Below are 24922 nucleotides of genomic sequence, written 5' to 3' on the forward strand. Positions count from 1 at the left end.
TAAAAGAGGGTTATTTATCATAACCCTCTTCTGCTATCTATTTACGTTTGTACTTGATCATATACAACTTATAATAAGTATCAAGGTGTTTTTCTCATTCTAAACGACATATCTTTACGCCGATATACACTTAGCACGATTCCCATTATAAATGCGTGAAACAGAGTTGGTACTAATCCATAACTAATAAAAGGTAATGATATAGAAGTACGCGGTAATAATCCTAAAATCATGCCAACGTTACAAATAAAATGGATTACAAAAAGAGTCACTCCGCCAACGAGAAGTAATTTACCATAACCATCATTTATTATATAAGCTATGTTCATTATTCTTACTGCAAAAAGAGAAAGAATAATGACAAGAACTAGCGCAAGCACATATCCATAATAGTAAGTCAAACTCGCGAATACAAAATCAGTATGAGCAGCAGGGATAGACTTTATATTTCCATATGTACCAAACCAACCTGCCGACGACATTGCCTCTTTTAAACGTAAATCCCATTGATCATGCGCTGGGTTTATAAATCCTAAAATTCTAGCTATCCGGTATTCTTTTACAGCCGACCAAGAAAATAGATCCCTAATAATAAAGAGAAAAATGGGTAACATCGTAATGAGCCATGCCGTTTTCTTTCCTAGCTTACTCCACCAAAGCATAACGAATACCATCGTAATATAAATAAAAATTGGTACCAGAACTGATGTAATTAAAAATAAATATAAAGAAAATACGTACAGCATGAAAAGATGCACAAATTTTAACCTACTGTTATTGAAAAAAGAAGCCCAAGCTAAAAAGAAGAATGGTATCGTCATTAAACAGTCAATTTTGATGGGGCCAATTTTTATTAGCGCTTCCCCATTCACGTAACCAGTCGGAAAACATTTTATCATTAACAAGATAAGTACACCGATTGTATAAAACAGCCACCCGAGCCTCTCTAACTTCCGATAATCAAGTAGCATGATCCCAACAGCTGTTGCAATGCCGAGAATCACAAAAATTACTTTGTTCATTAATAAATCATTCGTATGCCCAAGAGCGATTATTGGCAAAAACCCTAACCCCATAGCAGCCACTAATAAAATAAGTAAGAACCAATCCACCTTTGGCTTATGAAGTTTATTAAGTTCTTGCCCTAGTTTAATTGGACTTCCCATTTGTTCCACCGCTTTATTTTCAGCAACTTCCTCACTCAAACCTTTTTCTATCCATGTATTCTTCGCCTGTTTTAAGTGAAACTCTAGTTCAGTTGCTACAAAGCTCTTTGCTTCTTTTGATTTAATATGATTCGTAACTTCGCTTACAAAACGCTCCCCTTTTTTATTCAATTTCGCCTCACTCCTGTACTAAGCCTTTTAATATAAATTGTACCTTCGTAGTATTTTTTTCTGCCTTTCGCAGCATCTTTCTTCCTTTATCATTTAGTTGATAATATTTCGCTCCTGCATGATCCCAACTCGATTGGATAAAACGGTTCTGTTCTAGACGATGTAATACGGTATATAAAAACCCTTCATTTCCTTCGAATTTCCGAATCCCTCTCCCTCGTAGTAACTGTGACAATTCGTATCCTGTTTTTTCATTACTGAGGAGTTGTAAAATGGCTAAAGAGATGTCCTCTTCCTTTTCGTTTGAAGCATTGATTTTTTCGCGCACCTGCTTTCGATGTTGATCAGAAAAACTCAAATGTTTAAACATTGTATTCTCCATTGATTTTCGCAGGCCTTTTAATCGATCTTCCATTTGATTATTCCTCCAATCCTTTCTTCAAAAGCTCCTTCGCTTTTTTCAGTCTCGTTTTTATCGTGTTTTCTTTCACGTCTATTACAATAGCAATCTCTTTAATTGATAATTCCTCATAATAAAATAGATAAATGACTTCTCGGTATTTTATCGGTAAATTCATTACCGCAGAAGCGAGCTCACGGTCCTCAGCATTTTGAATAACAGTTTGTTCGACACTATCATTTTGAACCCCCATATAAGCAGAGTCATCCTCTGTCACGATAACCTTTTTGTTATACCAACTTTTTATATAGTCCTTACATTGATTAATCGCAATTCTCCATAACCACGTTTTCACATTCGACTTCCCTTTGTATGTATGAAGAGATTTATAACACTTCACAAATATATCTTGCGTTACATCCTCAGCGACCTCTTTATTATTCACATATGAATACACAAGTTGTAAGACTTCTTGTCCATATTTGTTCATGATTTCATCGATAAGGAGTTCCTTATCTTCTATTTCAAACGCTTCTACCGTTAATTCATCCACATCATTTCCTCCTTCCCATATATTAGACGACGCAGCCTATGGAAAAGTTTTTTAAATCTTAATATTTTCTTTGCTCATTGTCCCCTCGCACTAATGCTCTGCTTAAAGACAGGAATTTTCATCCATATGTCTTGTTCCCCATTCTGAAAAATAATACAATTAATACGTAACTTAATAAGCTATAACTAGTAGGTGTGGTAATCATCTCTTCCATTTTGAAAAAAGGGGGGAGGTGATAAAATGATCGCGATGTTTGTAATTAAATTAGTGTATGGTATCCTAACTGGAGCTGGCGTTGTCATCGGTAGAAGATACGTCGGTCCGTGGCTAATTTCTGTATACAAAAAAGCGAGAACCACCCTGCTTCGTGGAAAAGGTAAGGGCGGTTCTCGGCTAAAACGTTAATGTAATTGTCTTATAACCGCACCTACTACCACCACAATAGCAAGTTAGGTTACACAAGGCAGAAGTTTCTCAGGCTTCTGTCTTCTTTATTTTATGCAAAATTCATACTATATACTCTATCATCATTGTAACACATTCTATTTATTTTTAGTCAAGATAAAAAACACCTGAAGGGTTCTCCTTCAGGTGTTTCTCTATTTTACGCTAACGCAGCTGCTTGCTCTTGTTGATCTACAGGAATTACAGCATCTCTTAACGCTTTTTCTAGTTCAGCTGTGTATTTCATTTGCTCTTCTTTGCTCCAGCCAAGTTTCGCAGCCATGTAGTTGATTACTGCTTCTTTCCACTCGTATACCCAGTGGATGTTGAAGAATACAGCACCTCTGCGGCGTACGAAGAAGTCAACTGGTTTCGCTGTCATTTCGTAATCCATTGCGTATACAAGCGGGATTAGAACGTCTAGCGGCATGTTGTATTCTTTCGCTTCTTCTTTATGTTTTTTCGCTAAATCGAACAGTACGTCAACGTTAGAGCCGTAGAACTTCGCGAATTCTTCCGCTTGCGCTGTCGTTAAACCGTATTTCGTACCTTCGCCTGCTTTTTTCGCAACAAATGCTGGGAATCCGTGTGAACCACTTACATGTCCACCAGAGATTGGCATATGTTTCGTGTCACTCTTCTTATATGCACCATGACCTTCTTTTTGTAATAGATTCGTTACGTAGTCTACTACCATTTCAGCCATTTTGCGATATCCTGTTAATTTACCACCTGCGATTGTAATTAAACCAGATTCAGAAGTCCAAATTTCATCTTTACGAGAAATTTCAGATGCATTCTTACCTTCTTCATAAATTAACGGACGTACACCAGCCCAGCTTGACTCCACATCTTTTTCTGTAATTTTCACGCTTGGGAACATGTAGTTAATCGCATTAATGATATATGTGCGATCTTCTGTTGTCATGTGCGGTACAGCTGCGTCTTTATCATAGAACGTATCTGTTGTACCTACGTACGTTTTTCCTCCGCGCGGAATCGCGAACACCATACGTTTATCTGGTGTATCGAAGTAAATCGCTTGACCTAATGGGAAACGTTTTTGATCAATTACTAAGTGAACACCTTTTGATAACTGCAGTACTTTCCCTTTTTTCGAGTTATCTTTTTCACGAAGTGTATCTACCCAAGGACCAGCTGCGTTTACAATTTTCTTACCGTAAACTTCGTATACTTCTCCGTCTAGTAAATCGATTACACGTACACCGCATACTTTTCCATCTTTATATAAGAAACCGTCTACTTTTGCGTAGTTAACAGCTTTCGCACCGTGTTCAATTGCTTCTTTCATTACTTCAATTGTAAGACGCGCATCGTCTGTACGATATTCTACGTAGTAACCGCCGCCTTTTAATCCTTCTTTTTTTACAAGAGGCTCTTTGTTTAATGTTTCTTCACGGTTAAACATCTTTCTGCGCTCGCTTCGTTTTACACCTGCTAAGAAGTCGTATACACGAAGACCAATTGATGTACTGAATGACCCGAACGTGCCGCCTGTATGGAACGGAAGTAACATCCACTCCGGTGTTGTTACATGGGGACCGTTCTCATATACGATCGCACGCTCTTTCCCCACCTCTGCTACCATTTTCACTTCAAGTTGTTTTAAATAACGTAAACCGCCGTGTACAAGTTTCGTTGAACGACTTGATGTACCTGCTGCAAAGTCCTGCATTTCAAACACAATTGTTGATAAACCGCGTGTTGCCCCATCTAATGCAATACCAGAACCAGTAATACCTCCACCAATTACGATCACATCTAACTCTTGTTTATTTACTCCATTTAATACGTCTTTACGTTGTTTACTTGAAAATTTCATGGTAATTCCTCCCTTTGATAACGAAAAAAGAGACCACAAGCTCCGCTATAGATTTCGCCTCTATAGCGTGTTGTGGTCTCTCCAAATCTCCTACCGAATTATTAACTTGTCATCATTATAACACTGTTTATGATTATTTGAAAGCTTTAGTTGCTTCAATTGCTTTTTTCCATCCAGCATATAGCTCTTCGCTTGTTTCCGCTTCCATCGTTGGTTCAAAGCGTTTGTCCATATGCCACTGTGCTTTAATTTCATCTTGGTTTTTCCAGTATCCAACCGCAAGACCAGCTAAGTATGCTGCACCTAAAGCTGTCGTTTCATTGATCACTGGACGCTCTACAGGAACATCTAAAATATCACTTTGGAACTTCATTAAGAAGTTATTCTTAACTGCCCCACCATCAACGCGTAATGTATTCAGTTCAATACCTGAATCTGCTTCCATTGCGCATAGTACATCTTTCGTTTGGTATGCTAAAGATTCTAGCGTTGCACGAATGAAATGCTCTTTCGTCGTACCGCGCGTTACACCAAACATAGCGCCGCGTACTTCACTATCCCAGTAAGGTGTTCCGAGTCCTACGAATGCTGGTACAACGTATACGCCGTCAGTTGATTCAACGCGAGAAGCGTACACTTCACTCTCACTCGCATCTTTAAACATGCGCATTCCGTCACGTAACCACTGAATTGCAGAACCTGCTACGAAAATACTTCCTTCTAATGCGTAATTTACTTTACCATCTAACCCCCATGCAATTGTTGTTAATAGTCCATGCTCAGAAGCTACTGCTTTTTCACCTGTGTTCATTAACATGAAGCAACCAGTTCCGTAAGTATTTTTCGCCATACCTTCACCGAAACAAGCTTGTCCAAATAATGCTGCTTGCTGGTCACCAGCTACACCTGCGATCGGTACATTTTGACCGAAGAAGTGATAATCAATTGTTTCTCCATATATTTCAGATGATGGGCGTACTTCTGGAAGCATGCTCTTTGGTACTGTTAACATGTCTAGAAGCTCATCATCCCACTGTAAGTCGTGAATGTTAAACATTAATGTACGTGATGCATTTGAGTAATCTGTTACGTGCGCTTTACCGCCAGACAATTTCCATACAAGCCATGTATCAATTGTTCCGAATAATAACTCGCCGTTTTCCGCTTTTTCTCTTGCACCTTCAACGTTATCTAGAATCCATTTTACTTTCGTACCAGAGAAGTATGCATCAATTAAAAGACCTGTTTTTTCGCGAACCATCTCGCTATAACCTTTTTCTTTTAACTCATCACAAATTTCAACTGTTTGACGAGACTGCCATACGATTGCGTTATAAATTGGTTTTCCAGTCGTTTTATCCCATACAACTGCTGTTTCACGTTGGTTCGTAATACCGATACCAGCGATTTGTTCTGGCTTCACATCTGCTTCACTTAAGCAAGTTGCGATAACTGCTAAAATAGATCCCCAAATTTCTTGTGCATTATGCTCAACCCAGCCTGGCTTTGGAAAATGTTGCGTAAACTCTTTTTGAGCTGAATGAACGATTTTTCCTTCTTTATTGAAAAGAATTGCGCGTGAGCTTGTTGTTCCTTGGTCTAATGAAAGAATATATTTTTTCATATCAGTTTCCCCCTATGCTACTTTTCTACTATTTGTAGTAGCTCCACTTTTTTTACTTGTCATATAAGAGATTGCTAATACAATCACAGTTGCAATAATCACATAAATAAGTGCTGAATTTTGTTTTCCTTCAAATACAACTTGATGGAATAATCCTGCAAGTGATCCACCTAGAATTGGACCAACTACTGGGATCCATGCATACTTCCAATTTGAACCGCCTTTTCCTGCAATCGGAAGGAAGAAGTGTGCAATACGCGGACCTAAATCACGAGCCGGGTTGATCGCGTATCCTGTTGTTCCACCTAATGATAAACCAATACTTACAATTAAGAAACCTACGATAAATGGATTTAAACCATCTGCAAACTTATTTGCTCCAATTGCTAATATACCAAATACTAAAACGAATGTTCCAATCATTTCACTTAAAAGGTTTGCAAATGTGTTCGGAATTGCTGGACCTGTTGCAAATACACCTAACTTCGTTCCTGGATCTTCTGTTTCTTTCCAATGTGGTAAGTAGTGTAAATATACGATAACTGCCCCGATAATTGCCCCAATCATTTGTGCTGCGATATAGCCTGGTACGTCACTCCATGGGAACGCTCCCTTAAAAGCAAGTCCTATTGTTAAAGCCGGATTCAAATGTGCCCCACTAATTGATCCAACTGCATATGCTGCAACCGCTACCGCTAAGCCCCAGCCCATTGTAATTACAATCCAACCCGAATCTTTCGCAAACGATTTCTTTAAACTTACACCAGCACAAACGCCGCCACCAAGTACGATTAACAACGCTGTCCCTATTAATTCCCCTAAAAATGCTGACATAAAATCCCTCCACAATCAATTTAAATGCGTTCAAATGTGATAGAGGTAAAATGAATGGCCATTCGTTTTTTTCAAAAGAAAAAGATCCACAGCTTACATGCTTCTATATAATATATAGAAACAATAAAATGTGGATCTCTTCTTTTCTCCGTCACGTTTATTAACTTGTCTATAATGTTAACCTCTAATGAAAGCGGTGTCAACAGAATTTTTTCACATTTTCGTCACTTTTTTTGGTAATGTTTCCATAGTTCTTTTTTCGATGTCGTAATTGCTGTCGCACCAGCATTTAACGCTCTTTCAACGTCCTCGACAGTTCGAATGAAACCACCCGCTAAAATCGGTACACCTGTACGCTCTTTCACTTCAGCGATCACACCCGTTAGCGCACCAGGAAGCACCTCTATATAATCCGGCTTCGTCTTTTCTAGCAAATTACAGCTCTTTTCCATCGCACTAGAATCAATTAAAAAGATGCGTTGGATTGAGACGACACCTTTTTGCTTCGCCTTCATAATTACGCTCGCCTTTGTCGATAATAACCCGTACGGTTTATATTCTTGGCATAAAAATTCCGTCGCATGCCCATCACTTTGTAATCCATGGATCAAATCAACATGTAAAAATACTTTTTTATTATGCTGCTTCGCAAGTGACACAACACTCTTCAATTGACCGACATGAATATCTAAAATAACGATATACTCATACGAACTATGTAATAGCTTTTCTAAATCTTTAATTTGTCTCACTGCCGGCAAAATCTTTTGCTCATGAAATTCCATTCTAAATGTCCCCTTCTTTATATCATCCTATCCTTTATAGTACACAATTTGAGTGGAAAGAACAGCTAGTGTCGGGAATTTCTTTCAAATCTTTCTTTTACCTATATATCTTCTTCAATTTATCAGAAACCGTACCACCTATAACCATTAATAGGAGCGGTAAAAAATTCATTACATATGGTGCATCTGCTACAATTGTAATGCTTGCTCCTGCAAACTTATTTAACGCCCATACAGCGATTTTTGTAATAAACAAAAATACCCCCAGCATGAATAGACCATCAAAGAACACCTTCCATTTTGGATACGCTAATTGTTTACTATCTGCAATTACTTTCTGCGTCAACTCTTCATCACTCCTCAATAACTCATCAATTGTAATACCGAACAGATCGCTTAAATGAATAATAATTTCAATGCTCGGATAGTTCTTTCCCGTCTCCCATTTCGAAACAGATTGCCTACTTACATGAATTTTTTCAGCCAAATCATTTTGCGACCAATTTCTTTTTTCCCTTTCTTCTTTTAAACGCTCACTAAAAATCATACTGTGTTTATCACCTCTCTATGTCTAGTATGGTCAAATAAATGATGAAGAGTAAAGCTAGTTATCGTTGCATAGCCTGTGCAACTTGTGCGTTACAGGTTGTAATGGCGCTATGTAGTATGTCGATTTCATATGCTTTTCTTCTATAATAATTTCCCGAACAATAATACAATGAACGGATGACTAGATTAAGCATAAAAAAATACGCCATCCCTTCTTATCATTCTCCAGAAAGAATAACGTAAAGTTTCATTTTTAAACATTTTCATCAAAAAGAAAAGAAGCTAACAATAAATTGTTAACTTCTCAGCTGAAAGTAAAATATTATCTTTCCTTATCTTCTAATATCTAGGTTGTGATTGAATATTTGTAAGATGAACATCAAACATATCAATGATTTCAAGAAATCTATCAGCTTCACGGAAAACATGGTCTGCTAATAACGGATGAATGATACTCTTTATTTTACATTGCTCAATTAAATCACGTGCTGTTTTCTTAAAATCCCGAAGAGATGTAACGGACACACGATTTTGATCTAAAAATTGATCTAAAAGAGGGACTGTTTGGGATTGTGGTTTCATAGATTCTAAGTCAATTGCTTGATACATCAATTCATCAAAATCATTGCTAAAATTCCGTGCTGTGTCTACAAGCTTTCTTTCCGATGGATCAAGAAGATGACCAATAAATTTAGCATGGTCTGCCATAATCCTTAAAAAGAAAACATTTTCTTTAATAATAGCATCAGGAAGAGCATCTAATTTACCTTCATTTAATTGTATTAAACGTTTTCTAAAATAATCAGCTTCCCTACTTGTATGGTCAACTAACAGTGGAAAGTTATTTTGTCCTGGCAATTTACATGTGAGAATTAATCCTAAAATTTTTCGTTTAAATCCCCAAATATTAGTTGCGGCTTGTTGTACTTCTGAATTAAATCTTTTTATTTGCTCAGGATCTGTTTCATTTGTATAGGAATGCGCTATTTGTTCGATATGTTCAAACAATCGATAAAATTGATTAGCCTCTTCGATTAGTTGAGTATCCTCACATCTAAACCCTAAGCGAAGAAAAAAAGAATGCTCCTTCATGATTCTAGACCAAAAACGAATTTCATTTAATGAACGCTCAACAAACATTACAGATGTAACACCTGTATCAGGATGTAATGATGTTTCATCCCTATGCATTGTTAATCCCCCCCAGTAAATACTGCGCTAGTTCCATTCTTATGAGTAAAAAAATATATAAATACCATCAATAAAAGTTCATGATGAATATTGTATACATGTAAAATTCAACTTGTATAAGCTTAGCTTGATGAACATATACTGCTCCTCCAGCAAAAAAAGGCTACCAGCTAGATGTAAAGTTCTACTAGTTGGTAGCCTGTCAAAATTTCTATTAAAGCAAAACCGAATCTTTATCACTATCCTGATTCCGTTTCTCACGTTCTTCTTCTAAACGCTTCATATAAACTTCGCCTTCTTTTTCGATAAACTCATTATCCATCTCTTGCTCTTTTTTTGAAGTATATAAAACCATGTAGCCACTTAATACGATCCCGACGATTACAAGATACACCCACCATGGTAAAGTTTCCACTGTACTTCATTCCTTTCCTTAGACAAGCCTTATTAGTTTCACTGTATGAGGAAAGAAGTGGATTTATGCTTAAAATTTATTGTGGATTCTCCGCGAAGAATGCTTGTACATATTCCATAAACTCGATTGGTTCCTGACGAAACGGTGCGTGGTATCCTTTTTCAATGATATGGAACGTACTATTTGCAAACAGCTCATGATACAGTTCACCATTTTCCCAAGAAACGCTCTTATCGTGCCTACCCCAAATAATTAAAGTCGGCACTTTAATTTTATCCGCTTCCATCGCAATGCGGCGCTCTCTCATTTTCGTAAGCTGATCATAATGCTCTTTATCGTCGCGGCTATTTTTCACTTCATTTTTATTATAATCTGTAATCGCAGTCACAGTTTGTGGGTCCATTGATAACTGTGGTAGTTCATATTTTTCCTTTTTCTGGAAAGATTCAATCCCTGTAGAATCCGCTAAAATGAGATGGGTAACCGCGTCTGGATATAGATACGCTAAATTAAGGGACATCTCTCCCCCCATCGAATGACCGAGTACCGCAAACTGATCATATCCAAGTTTCTTCATTAACTTATAATATAAATTCACTTGCGCAGGAAACGAATACTGAAAATCAATCGGCTTAGAAGAACGTCCAAATCCTAAAATATCAACAGCGATAATCGTATGATCCTTTACAAGTTCCGGATAAATATCACTAAACCCATCTGAAGAACCGCCAAATCCGTGAAGCATAAGTAAGGGCGGTTTCCCCTCACCAAGTTGCTTAAAATAAATCGTCTGCCCATCAATTTGCGCCATCTTCTCTTTCGTATTGAACTTCATCATAACAGTATCTTTCACTTCTTCAACCTTCGCAATCGGCTTATCAACGAAGTTACATACTACTAATACAACAAGAACAATACCGCTAATCATATAAAACTTAAACCGTTTCAAAATCCCCGTCTCCTTTCTCAAGTTGCTATTTAAAGGTTTTACATTTTTTGGTTGTTTTATGATTAATTTTAATTGTAACCAATACAGTTACAATTATGTTAAAAAAATATTACTCACTGTCATTATTAACGGTTACTTTGTAACTATTATAGTTACATATAAAAAGTAAGTCAATTATTTTATTCTATATAATAAAAAGAGCGCTGAACAAACATCAGCACTCTTTTTCATCATCCTCGTTATTTACACAAAGTTGTTCCGCTATTTCTTGTACCCTTTCCATCGTTATTCCTTCTCTAAACTCCACTGCTAGAGGATGGTCTGTCGGCTCCAGTTCAATATAGGGACGAATACCATCCGCTCTCGGATGAACCATTGTTTTTAAACTTACTGTTTCCAGCTCATATGGTAAATCAGTCGAAAGCCACCCAAACATCGGCTCTAATAATTGTTGCTTATCCCAAAATTCATTCACCTTATCAAAATTCGCTTCACTTAATGAAACCCATACACCCCATATGAAATGTTCATCTGTACCAACGATAGGAATTTCAATACTCCCTCGCATAAAGAAGTGTTCTCCATCCATCACGCATAAATCATCGTTCATTTCAAATCTATCTTCTCGCTCTTCAGGTTCAGCGTCATAATAATAAACAGGAGCCGATGATCCATAGCTCGTTGGAATTTCTTCATGATATGTACCGCAGCATCTACAAGAATACCCATTAATTTTCGTCATTCTATTCCTCCATCAGTTTTACATACATTTTAGCAAAATACTTATAAAGCGAAAACAAAAAAAGCAAGTAGTTCCAGCGATTCGCTAAAACTACTTGCTCTCCTACTTATTATTTTTACTCTTTAATAAATTCCTTCGTACTTCTCACTGTATCAATTGGACGAACTAATTTTTCAATTTCTTCACGTTTTGGCTCTAGGAACGGAGGTAATGATAACTTTTCGCCAAGTGTTTCGTATGGCTCATCTCCCATAAATCCTGGGCCATCTGTTGCGAACTCGAATAAAATTTGCGGCGCAACTCTTGCGTATAATGACTCAAAGAAGTGGCGATTTACATAACCAGATGAAGGGAGTCCAACTCGGCTTAGTCGCTCAATCCACTCTTCTAATACAGCGCGATCCTCTACGCGGAATGCTGCATGATGCACTGTACCAAAACCTTGTTGTGCTTCAGGAAGCACCGTATTATGTTCTACAATGACAGATGCACCGTTTCCGCCTTCGTTTACTTCAAATAAATAGAATTCTCCTTCTTGAGCAATCTCTTTAAATAATAGAACTTTTTCTAGCACCTCTTTGAAATAACTAAAGTTCGCGATACGGATAAATACAGGTCCTAAACCAGTAATTGCATATTCTAATGGAATTGGACCATTTTGCCACGGTGTACCTGATTCTATCCCGTTATCTAATTCATCTGAGATTAATTGATAGTATTGATCATCAAAATCAACGAAAGAAAGAGTTTTCTTACCAAATTGCTCTTTAATTCCTGTATGTTCTACTTCAAGACGGTCAAAACGTTTCATCCAATATGCTAATGCCGCATCAGTTGGCACTCGGAATGATGTTTTTGAAATTTCATTTGTACCGTGTACACCTTTAGGAACGCCCGGGAAGTCAAAGAATGTCATATCTGTTCCTGCACTACCTTTATCATCTGCAAAGAATAAATGATACGTTTGAATATCATCTTGGTTTACTGTTTTTTTAACTAAACGCATTCCTAACACATGAGTGAAAAACTCATAGTTCTTTTCTGCACTACTTGTAATTGCTGTAACGTGGTGAATTCCTTTTAATTGGTTCATTTTATATTCCTCCAATGGTTTTAAATTGTATATTTTCTCTTCTATTATTTCTCTTCAATAGGTGCTAATTTCGCTTCAATTTCTGCTCGCTTTTCTTCTAAGAACGGCGGTAGATCAAGTTTTTCTCCCAAATGCTCTACATCTCCATCCACTGTAAATCCTGGTCCATCTGTCGCAATTTCAAATAGGATTCCGTTTGATTCGCGGAAGTATAAGCTTTTAAAGTAGAAACGGTCGATAATGCCTGAAGAATGGAAACCTTTTTGTATTACCTGTTCTTCCCAATAAGCAAGCTCTGCATCGTTTTTTACACGAATTGCTAGATGGTGAATGCTACCGCGGCCTGGCTTTTCAGTAGGACCATCTAAATATTTCACAACGATTTCTCCGAAGGCTTCTCCTTTTATAGACTGGAAAATCGCTTCTTCATCATTCCGGCTAACCTCTGTATAACCAAACATCTCTGTAAGTGTACTCGCCAATTTATCAAGTCTACGCACTGTCATTTCCACAGAACCCATTCCTTGAATTTGATGCTGTGCAGGAACTTCTGATTTCTCCCAAGTTTCCCAGTGCTCCACTTTTTCTCCGTTTGAAACGAGTAGTACGAGACGTAGGCCTTCCGCATCCTCAAATTGCAAAGCAGGACGATTTGCATATGTTGTTATTTCACTATGTTTTACACCAAATCCCTCAAATCGTTCTTTCCAGTAATGTAAGCTTTCCTCTGAAGGAACGAGTAATCCAATTCGCGTAATTGCATTCGTACCACGGTACGTTTTTCCCACTAAAGGCATTTCAAAAAATGATAGTTCAGTACCTGGACTTCCTGTTTTATCTCCGTAAAATAAATGATACATGGATGGATCATCTTGGTTTACCGTCATTTTCACACGGCGTAAACCAAGCACGTTTTTATAAAAATGGTTATTCTCACTTCCGTTTTTTGTAACCATTGAAATGTGATGATGCCCTTTAATTTCATACATTGATAATTCCTCCGTTTCATTTTACTAGTCAAGTGATAACTAAAAAATAATATGCTTCTTAGCTTTTTAATTTATTCTCATTATATTTTTGTAAATTCATCTTAGTTTTTACTGAATAAGTTACTTTGCTTTTTAATCGAAAGCAAGTGAGTGTATGTTTTTCATATGACTTAATCGCTTTCGTTACTATCACTTTACAACTCAAGTGATTAAAAAGCAAGTAATTTATCTCAAATTCGAGATATTTTTTTATTGCATAACATTTTGAACTGGAGAATGGTTTAGTAAATATTAAAAACATTAGTGGAGAAAAGAACAGTCACTCTAAATTAAAGTTGCAACGCCATCAGCAAAACAAAACATCATCAAATCAGGAGATTTCTCCCCCTATGAAACACCAGATGGGCAACTTAATGGATTGAAAGGATACCTTGATTGTAGATGTTGGTGGTATGAGGTTAAGTAAGATAAGAGACTAGCCTTCTTTTACAAATTCAATGTTGATTCTATTAACTTTAACTTCAATTTCAACATAATTGTTAAAGTATTCACTATGTTCCAGGAATATTTCATCTTCGTCTATAATAATAATCCCTGCATCAATAAACCAACGATTTAATATTCCACTGATACGATACTTGAAAGAATTATCCATTCTCTTTAAATTTTTCACTCCATCTATTCCTTCATTTATTTCAATATCATCAAAAACTGTAATGTCGAGAATAACAGGATAACTTTTTCCTTCTTCAATTTTATATGGACAAACAGTGGAGAATCCCGTAACGTTTACTTGTTTTTTGCGGATAACTTGTGCATAACGTCCATCCGTTAAAACGTACTTTACGATGACTTCAAAAAATAACACAACTCTTTATTTTCCCCTCTACTATCGTCGTACACTGTACATAGCCATTACAATCTATAAAACAACAATAAAAATTTAACACTTAATACACTTATAAAATTATAATGCTCTTTTAAATTTCTACGCTAAAATGCAAAAAAGCACTTGTTGCCTTTAATTGACAATCAAGTGCTTTAAGTTCATCTATTTTTAAGTAGCATAAATTTGTAAGTTTTGTAGTAACAGTATGACACCTTTTACATGTCATGACAACTACTACGTTAAATCTTACGAGTTTGTACGAGTTCGTTAGTTTCATATACATTCCGTGTGTTTATATTCATCATCCAGTAAAATGTCATCTCGCCTAAGCTCGTACCTCGTTTTCTTATTCTATCATTGCACATAGCACTCTATGATGGTACAACCATCATGGAGTATGCACTTTTAAACAACCTATTCTTTTTCTTTCCACTACAATAATAAGTTCTTTTCTTGTTGACTTGCCTTATGTGCTTTTATATCTTTTCAACTTTAAACATTAGATGCTCTTAATTACCTCATTAACAGATTTACTAAACATATCAGGGTCTTCATTTTTTATATCAATCAATAATTCTTTAATACTAATCGTAATTGATGGATCAAATTCCGAAAGTACTTTTCCATATGCTAATCTTACTTGAGGGTGATTAAGAATTCTATAATGTAAAATTTCTACCCATTCTTTTGCTGAGTTAATCATCTTCGGAACAGCTTTAGCAATACATACAAGTCCTTCTTCTATATTATTTTTATATAAGCTCTCTATTCCATGAATTAAACCAAACATAACCTCAAATTGCTCAGTCTCATCATCCAAAACTAAGCATAAATCTGTAATAACAGAGACGTCGTTGTACTCTATTACTTCCATTAATGACTCATTAAAATCTCGTATCTCATTTTCATTTTCTAATAAACGATTATCATATAGTCTTTTTAGATGACTCTTAATATCCAAAGGTAATCATCCTTTCCATGTTTTATTTATCAAATAAATGCGGATACAGCTCTTTGTTTCTTTTAATAACTTCTCTTAAACCTTCTCTTATCTCAGCAGTATGTAAACCATCTTTTATATAAATTCTTCGAGCATCCAAAATATCATGAGCTAAGGCATCACGAAAGCTAAGGTTTAAATACGCCTTCGATTTTTCTCCTGATAGACCATATGTATATGTTTCACGATGTCTCCCACCGGTTCCAGGATGAGGTTGTTCCATATTCATACTCACACCATCATTCCTTTTTATACCAGCTTGTTTCATTTTCTCTGCAGAAGGCATATGATGTGGAGTAATATTATCAAAAGCAGTTCCTTGTTTCACAAGTTGTTTATAGGTTCCAACTTTTCCTTCATTAGTCAATAGAGCTTTACCCGTACCCTTAACTACATCGGCTCCTCCAACAGGTACTTTTTTAGCTGTATTTACAGCCTCAGTAGCCTTAGCAGTCATTTTAACTCCTTTTCCTACTTTAGCTATCTTTCCAAAGGGTGTAAGGCCGGCTACAGCCATGACACCTGCCCCAGCACGTTCCCACCCCGAAAGTTTTTCGCCAGTAGATGGATCAATACCATCCCAAACACGACGAACATCATACTCACCACTTATTTCTCCAGCTATATCCCTAGCTAATTTTCCACCATCAAAGCCTTTCTCTTCAGAAGATGTTTTACCGCACATTGCACCTTCTTCCATTGTAACATCTTGATCATCCGCATTGCGAAATTTTTCAGCAATTCGTTTCAAATCTTCTTCTACTTGTATAATTGAATTGATAGATGTAAAAGCTTTTGGTCGCGCATCATTGAACATTTGAACGAATTGTTGATTAGAGGCACCAATCCATTGAAAACACAAATAATCAATTTCATTACATAAATTATTATGTATAGATTCTAATGCGATTCGGGTATTACTTGCCCGATTAGCAACTTCTTCTAGCATTTCAGGTGTCACTTTGATTTGAACCATTTCTTTCCTCCCTTTCCCCAATTAAAATTATGAGATAAAAAGAAAAAAATGTAAATACAGAAACTTTAGATTAGTATAATAATGTGTATATAAAATAAAATCTGCTTAATTGCAACTAGAACCTATGTGTATGTGAAATAAAGTTAGTAAAATAAAAGAGCATCCCAAAACGGAAATGCCCTTTTATTTCAGGTTTAAATTACACCCATTTCTTTTAACATATGAATTAAACTATTATAGAAGTATTCACATGCTTCTGTCTTACAATTAAATATCTTAATATTACTCTTTGTCCCTCGCTCACTATAATATTTTACATTCTTTTCGAAGATATTTAATGAACTCACACTTGGTAAATTTACATCTCCTCGAACCATTTTGCCTCGTTGTCTTTAGATTTTCGTATCCTCATCAAACTTCTTTACCAGTTAAATTATCAACAAATCTTATTTTTCCATTTTCAGAAACTAATTGTAAATCACTACCTATTGGTAGTTCGTATATTCCCAGAATAGCCGGTTCAATATTTGCTACAGTATTAAAATCACATACTACTAAATTATCAGGATTATTAATGTAATTATCATCATCAATTTCTGAAAAAAATCTCCAACCATTATCTACCGCATCTATTGATTGCTCTCTCAATATCCATTTCAATTTTCCTGTTTCATTTATTATATTTTTTGAAACAATACAGGCCCCAGCTTTTTCAATAAATTCAATAGGCTCTTTTTGATTCATATTTTTCCATCCTTTCAATTAAACTTGATCTATATGGGAATTTTCTAGCGTATTCAATAGCTGAAAATCCTGTACTATCTTTTTAACTATTTCATTTCATTTTTAATAAAGAAAACAGCCCCACTAAGCTTTTAACACTTAATGAGGCCATTCTATTCACAATCTTAATTATGGAAAGTTGGCTTATAGAACGAACGATTATCAAGCGCAAAGACACGTTCTGTGTATTCGCCTGGTTTTGTGCGTCCTAATGCACGGTCCATCATGTTCATTTTTGCATCTAAGTTATCGATGTAGTGCAGAATTTCTGCTTCTTTTACTAATGGTGGTTTTGGGCTACCCCATTCTGCTTTTCCGTGATGGGAAAGGACGATGTGCTGAAGGATTAATACTTCTTCTGCATCGATGTTCAGCTCGTCTGCTGCTTTACCAATTTCGTTCACCATAATTGAAATGTGGCCAAGTAAATTCCCCTCTAACGTATAAGTTGTAGAGATTGGGCCAGATAGCTCAATTACTTTACCAAGGTCATGTAAAATAACGCCTGCATATAGTAAGTCTTTATCTAACGATGGGTATAGAGCCGAGATAGCTTTCGCTAAATCTAACATCGATACGACATGGTAAGCTAGTCCAGATACGAACTCATGATGATTTTTCGTCGCTGCTGGATATTCTAAAAATTCGTTTTGGTGCTTATTTAACAAATGTCTCGTTAGACGCTGAATGTTCGGGTTTCTCATTTCAAATATGTATTGCGTAATTTTTTCAACCATATCTTCTTTTTTCACTGGTGCTTTTTCTACGAAATCCGAGATATCTGTTACTTCATTTTCATTCGCAACACGGATTTGTTTCACACGTAATTGAATACGTCCTTTGTAGTTTAGAATATCACCAGCTACTTTAACGATTGTTTCTGCTACATATTGTTTCTCAACTTCTGGCGATACGTCCCATAGCTTCGCTTCAATATCTCCACTTGGATCTTGTAAGATTACTGTTAAAAACGGTTTCCCATTGCTTGCTAGACCTTTTGTCGCTGTTTTAATTAACAAGAAAACATCGACTTGTTCACCAACTTCATATTCTGCAATTTTCTTTTTCATTCGAATTCCTCCACCAAATCAATTACTTTTAGTATAGCATACTACAACTCATTTTCTTTACGCTTATGCGTTAATTTTATAATCTGTTTTTCTGTAAAATACGTTAATAAACGCGCATGACATGTAAAGAAGATGACTTGTCTATCTTTCGCAATTTCCTTTATTAGTTCAATCGTACGATTCGTCCTTACCGCATCAAAATGTACGAAACTATCATCAATAATAAATGGATAATCATGCTCAAACGTTTTCGCTAATGCAAATCGTAACGATAAATATAACTGCTCCGCTGTCGCTTGGCTTAGTTCATGACTGTAAAAACGCATACCATCGTTACGTTCGACAATGAAAGGTTCCGCTTCTGACGGTGAGAATATTTTACTATATCTCCCGCCTGTTAAATAGACGAAATACTCTTCTGATTTTTGTAAAATACGCGGAAGATGTACTTCATGATAATATTGCTTCGTTTTCGTTAATACTGTCTTTGCCGCCGCATATGCAGCCCACTTCTTCACTTGTTCACGTACTTGCGCTTTTTTCATTTCCCACTCGTGCATTAAATCACCATACGTACTGCCTTCTTCTAAATTCGCAATTTCCATACGATGTTTCGCAATACGCTCTGTCAGTTCTTTTTCTTGCGCCAGACAGTTTTGCACGGCTGTAATTTCTTGCTTTAACTTTTCATCATAACCGTCAGCCTCATAATGCTCAGCTAATGACAGACTCGTTAAGCGCTGTTCTAAAAGATCAATTTGAGGTAATAAACGCCCCATTTGCTTATCCGCATCTTCACGTTTTTCTGCCCGCTTACCTGCTTCTAAAAACATCTCTTCATCAGTAGAATCTGCAATATGCCATAAGCTATCTCGCTCTACTAAAAGTTGTTTTAATTGCTCTTGCATGAACTCATATTCTTCTCGCCATTCCGCCAGCTTCTCTTTCAGCTGCTTACAAGTTTGGCGCTTCTCTTTCTCATTTTGCATACGACTTTGCGCCTCATGCAAATTACTATACTCCGTGCTACCGATAACAGTTTCTAGTTTATGTTCAAATTGCGTAATCATTTCATATAATGAAGATTTCCGCTCGCCTTGTTTATCTAGCTCACGATATAATTGCTGCATTTTTTCAATACGCTCAAACGCTGGCAACATGTGCGCATACGTAAAAAATTCAGGGAACATATAGCGCGTTTTATACGCACCTACTTGTTCTCCTATTTGGAAAGTTTCTCTCTCCCATTCTTCATACGATGAAACGACTTTATCATAAGCTCGTTCCATTTGCTGCAATTTATAAGACTCCCGCTCAAATAACTTTCGAATCTCTTCATCTTTTTCTAACTGATAACGAACAGACATCGCTTCTTCACTTTGCCTTCCGCCAGCACTTTGCTGAAGAGTAAGGAGTTCTTCTTGTAATCCGCTTGATGGATCTTTATATAAAACGAGTGCTAAAACAATCCCTACAAAAACAATGACACTAATAAATAATAGCGCGCGGTTATCTATAAATAGACTCGTGAATAAAACAAGCGTGTTAATAAGAAGTAAAAGAAGACAAACTCTTTGCCACTGTTTTTTCTTTTGCTGAGCTGCCCCTGCTTTCTCTTCATACTTACGCTTCATTCTCTCTGCGCCCATACCGATAAACGCCGCATCTTGAAATGACTTTTCTTTCTCAACTAACGTATTTCGTTCTTCATCCGCTAACATTTGTTTCTTAATCTGTCTTATATTTTCTTCTTGCTCTTCTAATTGCTCCTGAGCCGTTTTAAAACGTTCATCTAGTTGTGCTTTTTGCGATTCTAATTCACGCGCCTTTTGCACAGTTTGCGTAATTAATTCTTTCGTCGCTAAACTTATATCAAATGAAAGAACCGTCTCTTGTTCAAAAGTGGCTCCAATTTGTTGCTGTAGTTCTGTGATTTCTTCTTTTATATCCGCAATACTTCCCGTCATATCACGCATTTCTTGGCGTGCATTTTCATAAGACATGTGCTGCATACGAAGTTCTTCTACATAACTTTCTTTTTGTAAAAATGCTTCATCTATTTCTGTGGAATCAATTTCTGATTGCACTGCTTCTATCTTTTTTTGAAGTGAATCTACTTGTACTTGGAGCGGTTCTATCTTCGCCTTTACCGCCTCATAGCGCGCCATTCCGTTTACAGGAAACTGCCCGTTCTCGTTTTCTAACACTTTCTCGTGCGCACTCTTTTCAATAACGAGAGGCTCAAGCGCCGCTAATATTTCATAGTCTTGCTTTCGTCTTTCGGCACTCTCTTTCTCCGCACGAACAGAAGCAAGTTTCTCTTCACTTTCTTTTAACTGCTCGACCTGTTTTTCATACGTGCCAATCTTCCCTTGCCACTCTTTCATCTTTTCTTCAATTTTCTTCATCTCTTGCAGTGACACGTTAATTTCAGGATTACGACCACTCGGCTTAAAGCGCTGATTCATTTCTTTTTCTAATTTTTTATCTAACTGCAATAACGCATCGCTTCCGACTGTGCTTGCCGAAAATAAATAATTACCGATATCCGCTTCGCCCAATTGATGAATATTTTGCAAACCATGCATATCAAATGAAAAAACAGAATCAAATAAGCTTTCATTCACACCGCTTAATATATCGTTTAAAATATCTTCGCCGCCAGTTTTCCCGTCTTCAAAATAAACGGTCACCTCACCAGCTGCCGTCTTTGGCAATCGTTCAATTTTTAAACGGCCGTACTTTTCTGTTTGAACAGTAACTGCTCCGCCATACTTCCCGCCTTCTTTCGGTTCATAACGGCGCTGTCCTCTCGTTGGAAAACCGAATAAAATACTTTTCATAAACGAGCGAATTGTCGATTTCCCCGCTTCATTTTCACCGTACAGTACCGTCAGCGTTGACAGATCCATTTCCACATTTTCTAGTTTTCCATAGCCATAAATATGGAGTTTTTCAATTCTCATTTTTTATCCCTCTCTTGCTGGAATAATTGCTCTAAAATAATATTTTCCGCTTCCTTTTGAATCTCTTTCTTCTCTTCTTCTGTAAAAGCTTCAATGCTATTACGCGCTACAGGAGATGTCCAAATGGTGCGCAACACTCCGTCCATATTTGTAAAAGCTTCTAACTCTTTTAGCACACTACCGACGAAATGATTTTCCTCTTTCAAACGTTCAATTTCCGCAAAAGAAACCGTCTCATTTTTCCACTTCATCGCATACACGAAATCTTTTCGCTCTTCTCCCGATGCTAAAATATGAAAAATCTCTTCCACGCGCTTGTCTTCACGCAAATAAGGAGAAAGTGGCCCCTGCCCTGTAAATACGACAGTTAAAAGCGTGCCTTCCTCTTCTCTTCGGCATTCATTCATCGTGGTTGATATTACCGTCATAAGATCATCGACAGTTTCCAGTCCATCAATATTCACTTCAATTTCATCCCATACAACATCCGCCGTATGGAAAAATGAACACTGCGATCCTTGTTTCGTGAGTTCAATAAGGTAGGCACCCTTTTCCCCTGTCTCCTTACGATGACGCCCTTGTATATTACCTGGATAAATAATGTATGGCTCTTCTGATAAAATTTCACGTTTATGTATATGACCAAGAGCCCAATAATCAAACTGTTTTTCCTTCAGCTCACGAATTTGAAACGGCGCATAGCGATTATGCTCTGCATCCCCTTCCACACTTCCGTGAAGCATTCCAATATGAAAAGGCGCATCACTCATTTTCGTATACTGCGCTGTCATATTATCCGTTACCGCTTGCTGCAAATAACTAAACCCATAAATAGAAGCTAACAGCTCACCATTTTTATAAAATGATTTCTCTTCCACATAAGGCTCTGTAAACACATGAACATTTTCCGGAAACTCAATTGCTGCCCAGCTTCCCCCTAAATGATCATGGTTACCATGAATAATAAAAACAGGGATATCGTACTGCGAAAGTCTCTTCATTTGCTCGCGCACAAACACTTGCGCCCTCAAACTTCTCGTCTCCGCATCATACAAATCCCCGGCTAGCAATACGAAATCAACGCGCTCTTGAATCGCTTTATCAACAATACGCTCGAACGATTCAAACGTACTCTGCTTCATTCTCTCCCAAACAGACTGCGCAACATTCATCTCCATCCCTTTAAACGGACTATCCAAATGCAAATCAGCCGCATGTATAAACTTCACTTGTTTCACAAATAACGATCCTTTCTATAGTTCAAAAGTTTCATCTTATCCGCATGAGCACAAACAATACATGCTCAATTGGTGAAAACTAGTAATAAGCAGGAAATAAAAAATCCCCCACTGATTAAAGTTTCACTTTACCCCGTATTAACGGGCAGTAGGCAAAGAAGCCAATCTGAAAGTAAACTGCCCATAAATACCCGATTGGTGAAGGCTAATAACTAGTGGGGATGAAAAGACTCCCCATTAGTTAAAGTTTCACTTTATTGTAACACGCAATGTCATATATTTCTTTGCATATTCTAGTGATTTATGACAAAATAGTTATAAGATTCTGATTTTAATTATTGGAGGGAATTTTCATGGGAGTATACGTTCTAACAGTCTTTGAAAAAGATGGTTCTAAAGCATTAGATGAATCATTCGAGGCGGCAACTGAAAAAGAAGCGAAAGCAAAAGGTGAATCTATTTTACAAGAAAAAGGATTGTATGAAAAAACACATCGCTGCACATCTTCTGCAGGTAAGCTCGTTTTATTCCAGCGCTAAAAAAAAGAAGCGTTATCCGCTTCTTTTTACTCTACTATATCTTCGTCACACCACGTAAACGCCACATCTAGAATGCGATTACCGATACGTACGCGCTTATTCCATTTACCTGTTTGGATCTGATGTTGCAATTCTGCTTTCATCTTTTCCGTCCAGTCGTGAATCGTTTCACTGCCGTCGTACGGATATACGCTTGGAAACTCTTTCTGCAAAAGATGCAAACTCTCTGCATCAAAATGAAAATGGAAGAAGTAGTTTGCTGTAAGCGATGGTTCTTGCAATCGTAAAAAATGATCATCAACTTGCTTTCTATTTCTATAGAAAGTAAAGATATTCACTTTACCGCTCGTAATTTGGTCAATTTGAATTTCGTGCTTCTCTATAATCACGTCTTGCCCACCTCGTTATATACTATCCTTAGTATATATGTCTTTTGCAACAAAGTTAACCATTTTCGCGCGAAATTCATTTCCTTCATTATATTACCTGTACCTCCAAGTACAATCAGAACAAATAAAAACAAAGTTGAAGGGGAGCGATCACATGTATTTCGGAAGCAAAGGTTGGTATGTAAAAGAACTTAAAAAATTAGGTATTCGTACTTATGAAGGTAAAAAACTAGAATCTTATCGTACACATATTTTATCTAGTTTACTTGAGAGAATGAAGAAGGCTTCGGCTTAATAGATGTAGGAAGCAACAATTTGTTGCTTCCTTTTACTTTTATTTAGTAAATAAAAACTGAAATCATTATAAATTAACAATCTACCTTTACTATTATACTATCTTGATAAAAACCACCTAATATCAACTGAACTTTTATTATCAAATACTCTTCCAGATGATTATTCGTATATATTTTAAATTCTCCATACTCATTAACCCGTCCACTTCCAACAAGCATATCGCCGCTCGTTATGACAATTGCTGCATAAGGTTCCGCATGGCCCGATACATAATTATCACCATAATTCACAAAATCTATCGTTATTTTCTCATGAATATTACTAACTGAATCTATACATTTCTTTTCATACAAATTAGCATTTAGTTCTTCAGCCCTCGAAAACGCTCGATTCCTGCTAACCTTTTCTGAAGAGAAAGCAAAACTCCCCAGCCAACTAAACCTATAAAATGTAGTAATAGGCAGAAACATCTACGCTAACTCCCCCATTCTTCCTTCTCATTTTTATCGACTACAATCTTTTAATGAACTTACAGTAATACGTTCTATAATTAAGATAAAAGAAAACGTCCTTTTTTCCATTCAATTTCGTACTGTTAATTTGTACAGAATACATAGAATACTATTTTTCACCCCAGATGCAATGACAACACTACACAAAACAATCCACGATCCATTAAATGTAAATCCACCTTCAAATATGTTAGTAATAATTATGTTGCCAATTATTAAAAGAATCCATGAAATGGAATTCTGTTTTCCATTTGTAATATATAAAATTCTATCCTCATAACAGACTGTAATTCCCCCACCTTGCCAAACACCAATAGCGAAAGAAATAAGCGTAACTGCCAGTAACTCTGCTTGTAAATCCCTAGTCATTGGTTGCGGCGCCGTATAAGTAATAATCCCTATCATCATGAGAAAAGTTATAATATCTATCCAATTTATTTTTCTTTGTTTGCTTTGCAGCCAAATAAAGAAAATTACTACAGGAATTAAAAGCAAAGTTTCCATTTAATTATTCT

28 protein-coding genes are annotated in these 24922 nt (G+C 36.6%); 4 read left to right on the forward strand and 24 right to left on the reverse strand.

Features of this window, described 5'->3' with window-relative positions; translation table 11 throughout:
* Positions 1 to 80: 80 nt before the first annotated feature.
* The 3 genes from MRBLBA3_RS17830 to MRBLBA3_RS17840 are packed head-to-tail and all read right to left on the reverse strand — an operon-like array spanning position 81 to position 2290.
* Complete coding sequence (locus MRBLBA3_RS17830; protein ID WP_363382660.1) at positions 81 to 1337, reverse strand: FtsW/RodA/SpoVE family cell cycle protein; 1257 nt, start codon at positions 1335 to 1337, stop codon at positions 81 to 83.
* Positions 1338 to 1344: 7 nt separating this feature from the next.
* Positions 1345 to 1752 (reverse strand): PadR family transcriptional regulator, encoded by a 408-nt coding sequence (locus MRBLBA3_RS17835; RefSeq protein WP_097811545.1) that lies wholly within the window; start codon positions 1750 to 1752, stop codon positions 1345 to 1347.
* A gap of 4 nt (positions 1753 to 1756) precedes the next feature.
* Positions 1757 to 2290 carry a sigma-70 family RNA polymerase sigma factor gene (locus MRBLBA3_RS17840; protein ID WP_097811546.1) on the reverse strand — a complete coding sequence of 178 codons (534 nt, stop codon included), beginning with the start codon at positions 2288 to 2290 and terminating at the stop codon, positions 1757 to 1759.
* A 240-nt stretch (positions 2291 to 2530) separates the two neighbouring features.
* Here MRBLBA3_RS17840 and MRBLBA3_RS17845 point away from each other — a divergent pair, with 240 nt between their 5' ends.
* Complete coding sequence (locus MRBLBA3_RS17845) at positions 2531 to 2695, forward strand: hypothetical protein (protein WP_000561154.1); 165 nt, start codon at positions 2531 to 2533, stop codon at positions 2693 to 2695.
* Between the two features lie 199 nt (positions 2696 to 2894).
* Here MRBLBA3_RS17845 and glpD read toward each other — a convergent pair whose 3' ends face one another.
* From glpD to MRBLBA3_RS17900, 11 genes are all read right to left on the reverse strand, one after another.
* Entirely contained in the window at positions 2895 to 4577 is a 1683-nt protein-coding gene (gene glpD, locus MRBLBA3_RS17850; protein ID WP_000672817.1) for an aerobic glycerol-3-phosphate dehydrogenase, read from the reverse strand.
* Positions 4578 to 4710: 133 nt separating this feature from the next.
* Positions 4711 to 6201, reverse strand: a complete 1491-nt coding sequence (gene glpK, locus MRBLBA3_RS17855; protein ID WP_363382666.1) for a glycerol kinase GlpK — start codon at positions 6199 to 6201, stop codon at positions 4711 to 4713.
* Positions 6202 to 6213: 12 nt separating this feature from the next.
* Complete coding sequence (gene glpF / locus MRBLBA3_RS17860) at positions 6214 to 7035, reverse strand: glycerol uptake facilitator protein GlpF (protein ID WP_001272194.1); 822 nt, start codon at positions 7033 to 7035, stop codon at positions 6214 to 6216.
* 224 nt (positions 7036 to 7259) lie between these two features.
* Positions 7260 to 7820 carry a glycerol uptake operon antiterminator GlpP gene (glpP, locus tag MRBLBA3_RS17865; RefSeq protein WP_000394293.1) on the reverse strand — a complete coding sequence of 187 codons (561 nt, stop codon included), beginning with the start codon at positions 7818 to 7820 and terminating at the stop codon, positions 7260 to 7262.
* Positions 7821 to 7917: 97 nt separating this feature from the next.
* On the reverse strand, positions 7918 to 8367 hold the full coding sequence (locus MRBLBA3_RS17870) for a helix-turn-helix domain-containing protein (RefSeq protein WP_000577643.1): 450 nt from the start codon (positions 8365 to 8367) through the stop codon (positions 7918 to 7920).
* A 341-nt stretch (positions 8368 to 8708) separates the two neighbouring features.
* Positions 8709 to 9560 carry a DUF2935 domain-containing protein gene (locus tag MRBLBA3_RS17875; RefSeq protein WP_000554485.1) on the reverse strand — a complete coding sequence of 284 codons (852 nt, stop codon included), beginning with the start codon at positions 9558 to 9560 and terminating at the stop codon, positions 8709 to 8711.
* Between the two features lie 214 nt (positions 9561 to 9774).
* A complete protein-coding gene (locus MRBLBA3_RS17880) occupies positions 9775 to 9975 on the reverse strand; it encodes a sporulation YhaL family protein (RefSeq protein WP_000449229.1) in 201 nt (66 codons plus the stop codon).
* A 76-nt stretch (positions 9976 to 10051) separates the two neighbouring features.
* Positions 10052 to 10924: an alpha/beta fold hydrolase gene (locus MRBLBA3_RS17885; RefSeq protein WP_000819492.1), complete on the reverse strand. Its 873-nt coding sequence runs from the start codon at positions 10922 to 10924 to the stop codon at positions 10052 to 10054.
* Between the two features lie 214 nt (positions 10925 to 11138).
* Entirely contained in the window at positions 11139 to 11666 is a 528-nt protein-coding gene (locus MRBLBA3_RS17890; RefSeq protein WP_000161562.1) for a DUF2199 domain-containing protein, read from the reverse strand.
* A gap of 115 nt (positions 11667 to 11781) precedes the next feature.
* Positions 11782 to 12759, reverse strand: coding sequence for a ring-cleaving dioxygenase (locus MRBLBA3_RS17895; protein ID WP_001072566.1), 978 nt, complete (start codon positions 12757 to 12759; stop codon positions 11782 to 11784).
* 44 nt (positions 12760 to 12803) lie between these two features.
* Positions 12804 to 13748, reverse strand: coding sequence for a ring-cleaving dioxygenase (locus MRBLBA3_RS17900; RefSeq protein ID WP_044741072.1), 945 nt, complete (start codon positions 13746 to 13748; stop codon positions 12804 to 12806).
* Positions 13749 to 14166: 418 nt separating this feature from the next.
* Between MRBLBA3_RS17900 and MRBLBA3_RS20115 the strand changes: the two genes are divergently transcribed.
* On the forward strand, positions 14167 to 14214 hold the full coding sequence (locus tag MRBLBA3_RS20115; RefSeq protein ID WP_242400465.1) for a hypothetical protein: 48 nt from the start codon (positions 14167 to 14169) through the stop codon (positions 14212 to 14214).
* Positions 14215 to 14223: 9 nt separating this feature from the next.
* Here MRBLBA3_RS20115 and MRBLBA3_RS17910 read toward each other — a convergent pair whose 3' ends face one another.
* The 7 genes from MRBLBA3_RS17910 to MRBLBA3_RS17940 form a co-directional block, all read right to left on the reverse strand.
* Complete coding sequence (locus MRBLBA3_RS17910) at positions 14224 to 14556, reverse strand: hypothetical protein (RefSeq protein WP_306467520.1); 333 nt, start codon at positions 14554 to 14556, stop codon at positions 14224 to 14226.
* Between the two features lie 580 nt (positions 14557 to 15136).
* Positions 15137 to 15598: an Imm30 family immunity protein gene (locus MRBLBA3_RS17915; RefSeq protein ID WP_000351979.1), complete on the reverse strand. Its 462-nt coding sequence runs from the start codon at positions 15596 to 15598 to the stop codon at positions 15137 to 15139.
* Between the two features lie 22 nt (positions 15599 to 15620).
* Complete coding sequence (locus MRBLBA3_RS17920) at positions 15621 to 16613, reverse strand: WXG100 family type VII secretion target (protein WP_000249944.1); 993 nt, start codon at positions 16611 to 16613, stop codon at positions 15621 to 15623.
* Positions 16614 to 17024: 411 nt separating this feature from the next.
* Positions 17025 to 17357: a DUF2185 domain-containing protein gene (locus MRBLBA3_RS17925; protein WP_044741070.1), complete on the reverse strand. Its 333-nt coding sequence runs from the start codon at positions 17355 to 17357 to the stop codon at positions 17025 to 17027.
* A gap of 164 nt (positions 17358 to 17521) precedes the next feature.
* A complete protein-coding gene (gene yhaM, locus MRBLBA3_RS17930; protein WP_000726647.1) occupies positions 17522 to 18466 on the reverse strand; it encodes a 3'-5' exoribonuclease YhaM in 945 nt (314 codons plus the stop codon).
* A 41-nt stretch (positions 18467 to 18507) separates the two neighbouring features.
* Entirely contained in the window at positions 18508 to 21432 is a 2925-nt protein-coding gene (locus MRBLBA3_RS17935; RefSeq protein WP_363382677.1) for an ATP-binding protein, read from the reverse strand.
* Positions 21429 to 22670, reverse strand: coding sequence for a metallophosphoesterase family protein (locus tag MRBLBA3_RS17940; RefSeq protein ID WP_353764225.1), 1242 nt, complete (start codon positions 22668 to 22670; stop codon positions 21429 to 21431). Before MRBLBA3_RS17940 ends, MRBLBA3_RS17935 begins: the two co-directional genes overlap by 4 nt.
* A 353-nt stretch (positions 22671 to 23023) precedes the next feature.
* Between MRBLBA3_RS17940 and MRBLBA3_RS17945 the strand changes: the two genes are divergently transcribed.
* Positions 23024 to 23209 (forward strand): YhzD family protein, encoded by a 186-nt coding sequence (locus MRBLBA3_RS17945; protein ID WP_000539551.1) that lies wholly within the window; start codon positions 23024 to 23026, stop codon positions 23207 to 23209.
* Positions 23210 to 23235: 26 nt separating this feature from the next.
* On the opposite strand, the gene MRBLBA3_RS17950 is transcribed toward MRBLBA3_RS17945, so the two are convergent.
* Positions 23236 to 23598, reverse strand: coding sequence for a hypothetical protein (locus tag MRBLBA3_RS17950; RefSeq protein ID WP_000582798.1), 363 nt, complete (start codon positions 23596 to 23598; stop codon positions 23236 to 23238).
* 154 nt (positions 23599 to 23752) lie between these two features.
* Here MRBLBA3_RS17950 and MRBLBA3_RS17955 point away from each other — a divergent pair, with 154 nt between their 5' ends.
* A complete protein-coding gene (locus MRBLBA3_RS17955; RefSeq protein ID WP_000273535.1) occupies positions 23753 to 23893 on the forward strand; it encodes a YflJ family protein in 141 nt (46 codons plus the stop codon).
* A 73-nt stretch (positions 23894 to 23966) separates the two neighbouring features.
* Here MRBLBA3_RS17955 and MRBLBA3_RS17960 read toward each other — a convergent pair whose 3' ends face one another.
* Both MRBLBA3_RS17960 and MRBLBA3_RS17965 read right to left on the reverse strand, forming a co-directional pair.
* Positions 23967 to 24365: an Ig-like domain-containing protein gene (locus MRBLBA3_RS17960; RefSeq protein ID WP_000479669.1), complete on the reverse strand. Its 399-nt coding sequence runs from the start codon at positions 24363 to 24365 to the stop codon at positions 23967 to 23969.
* 111 nt (positions 24366 to 24476) lie between these two features.
* On the reverse strand, positions 24477 to 24911 hold the full coding sequence (locus MRBLBA3_RS17965) for a hypothetical protein (RefSeq protein WP_000449138.1): 435 nt from the start codon (positions 24909 to 24911) through the stop codon (positions 24477 to 24479).
* Positions 24912 to 24922: the final 11 nt, after the last annotated feature.

The sequence above is a fragment of the Bacillus sp. LBA3-1-1.1 genome (assembly GCF_040676495.1).
GTDB classification, from domain to species: Bacteria; Bacillota; Bacilli; order Bacillales; family Bacillaceae_G; genus Bacillus_A; species Bacillus_A nitratireducens.

Coding starts and splice junctions, on each gene's coding strand:
- MRBLBA3_RS17835 (WP_097811545.1), bottom strand. CDS start 1,752: ATGGAAGATCGATTAAAAGGCCTGCGAAAATCAATGGAGAATACAATG.
- MRBLBA3_RS17845 (WP_000561154.1), top strand. CDS start 2,531: ATGATCGCGATGTTTGTAATTAAATTAGTGTATGGTATCCTAACTGGA.
- glpD (WP_000672817.1), bottom strand. CDS start 4,577: ATGAAATTTTCAAGTAAACAACGTAAAGACGTATTAAATGGAGTAAAT.
- glpK (WP_363382666.1), bottom strand. CDS start 6,201: ATGAAAAAATATATTCTTTCATTAGACCAAGGAACAACAAGCTCACGC.
- glpF (WP_001272194.1), bottom strand. CDS start 7,035: ATGTCAGCATTTTTAGGGGAATTAATAGGGACAGCGTTGTTAATCGTA.
- glpP (WP_000394293.1), bottom strand. CDS start 7,820: ATGGAATTTCATGAGCAAAAGATTTTGCCGGCAGTGAGACAAATTAAA.
- MRBLBA3_RS17870 (WP_000577643.1), bottom strand. CDS start 8,367: ATGATTTTTAGTGAGCGTTTAAAAGAAGAAAGGGAAAAAAGAAATTGG.
- MRBLBA3_RS17875 (WP_000554485.1), bottom strand. CDS start 9,560: ATGCATAGGGATGAAACATCATTACATCCTGATACAGGTGTTACATCT.
- MRBLBA3_RS17890 (WP_000161562.1), bottom strand. CDS start 11,666: ATGACGAAAATTAATGGGTATTCTTGTAGATGCTGCGGTACATATCAT.
- MRBLBA3_RS17895 (WP_001072566.1), bottom strand. CDS start 12,759: ATGAACCAATTAAAAGGAATTCACCACGTTACAGCAATTACAAGTAGT.
- MRBLBA3_RS17900 (WP_044741072.1), bottom strand. CDS start 13,748: ATGTATGAAATTAAAGGGCATCATCACATTTCAATGGTTACAAAAAAC.
- MRBLBA3_RS17920 (WP_000249944.1), bottom strand. CDS start 16,613: ATGGTTCAAATCAAAGTGACACCTGAAATGCTAGAAGAAGTTGCTAAT.
- MRBLBA3_RS17925 (WP_044741070.1), bottom strand. CDS start 17,357: ATGAATCAAAAAGAGCCTATTGAATTTATTGAAAAAGCTGGGGCCTGT.
- yhaM (WP_000726647.1), bottom strand. CDS start 18,466: ATGAAAAAGAAAATTGCAGAATATGAAGTTGGTGAACAAGTCGATGTT.
- MRBLBA3_RS17935 (WP_363382677.1), bottom strand. CDS start 21,432: ATGAGAATTGAAAAACTCCATATTTATGGCTATGGAAAACTAGAAAAT.
- MRBLBA3_RS17945 (WP_000539551.1), top strand. CDS start 23,024: ATGGGAGTATACGTTCTAACAGTCTTTGAAAAAGATGGTTCTAAAGCA.
- MRBLBA3_RS17955 (WP_000273535.1), top strand. CDS start 23,753: ATGTATTTCGGAAGCAAAGGTTGGTATGTAAAAGAACTTAAAAAATTA.
- MRBLBA3_RS17960 (WP_000479669.1), bottom strand. CDS start 24,365: ATGTTTCTGCCTATTACTACATTTTATAGGTTTAGTTGGCTGGGGAGT.
- MRBLBA3_RS17965 (WP_000449138.1), bottom strand. CDS start 24,911: ATGGAAACTTTGCTTTTAATTCCTGTAGTAATTTTCTTTATTTGGCTG.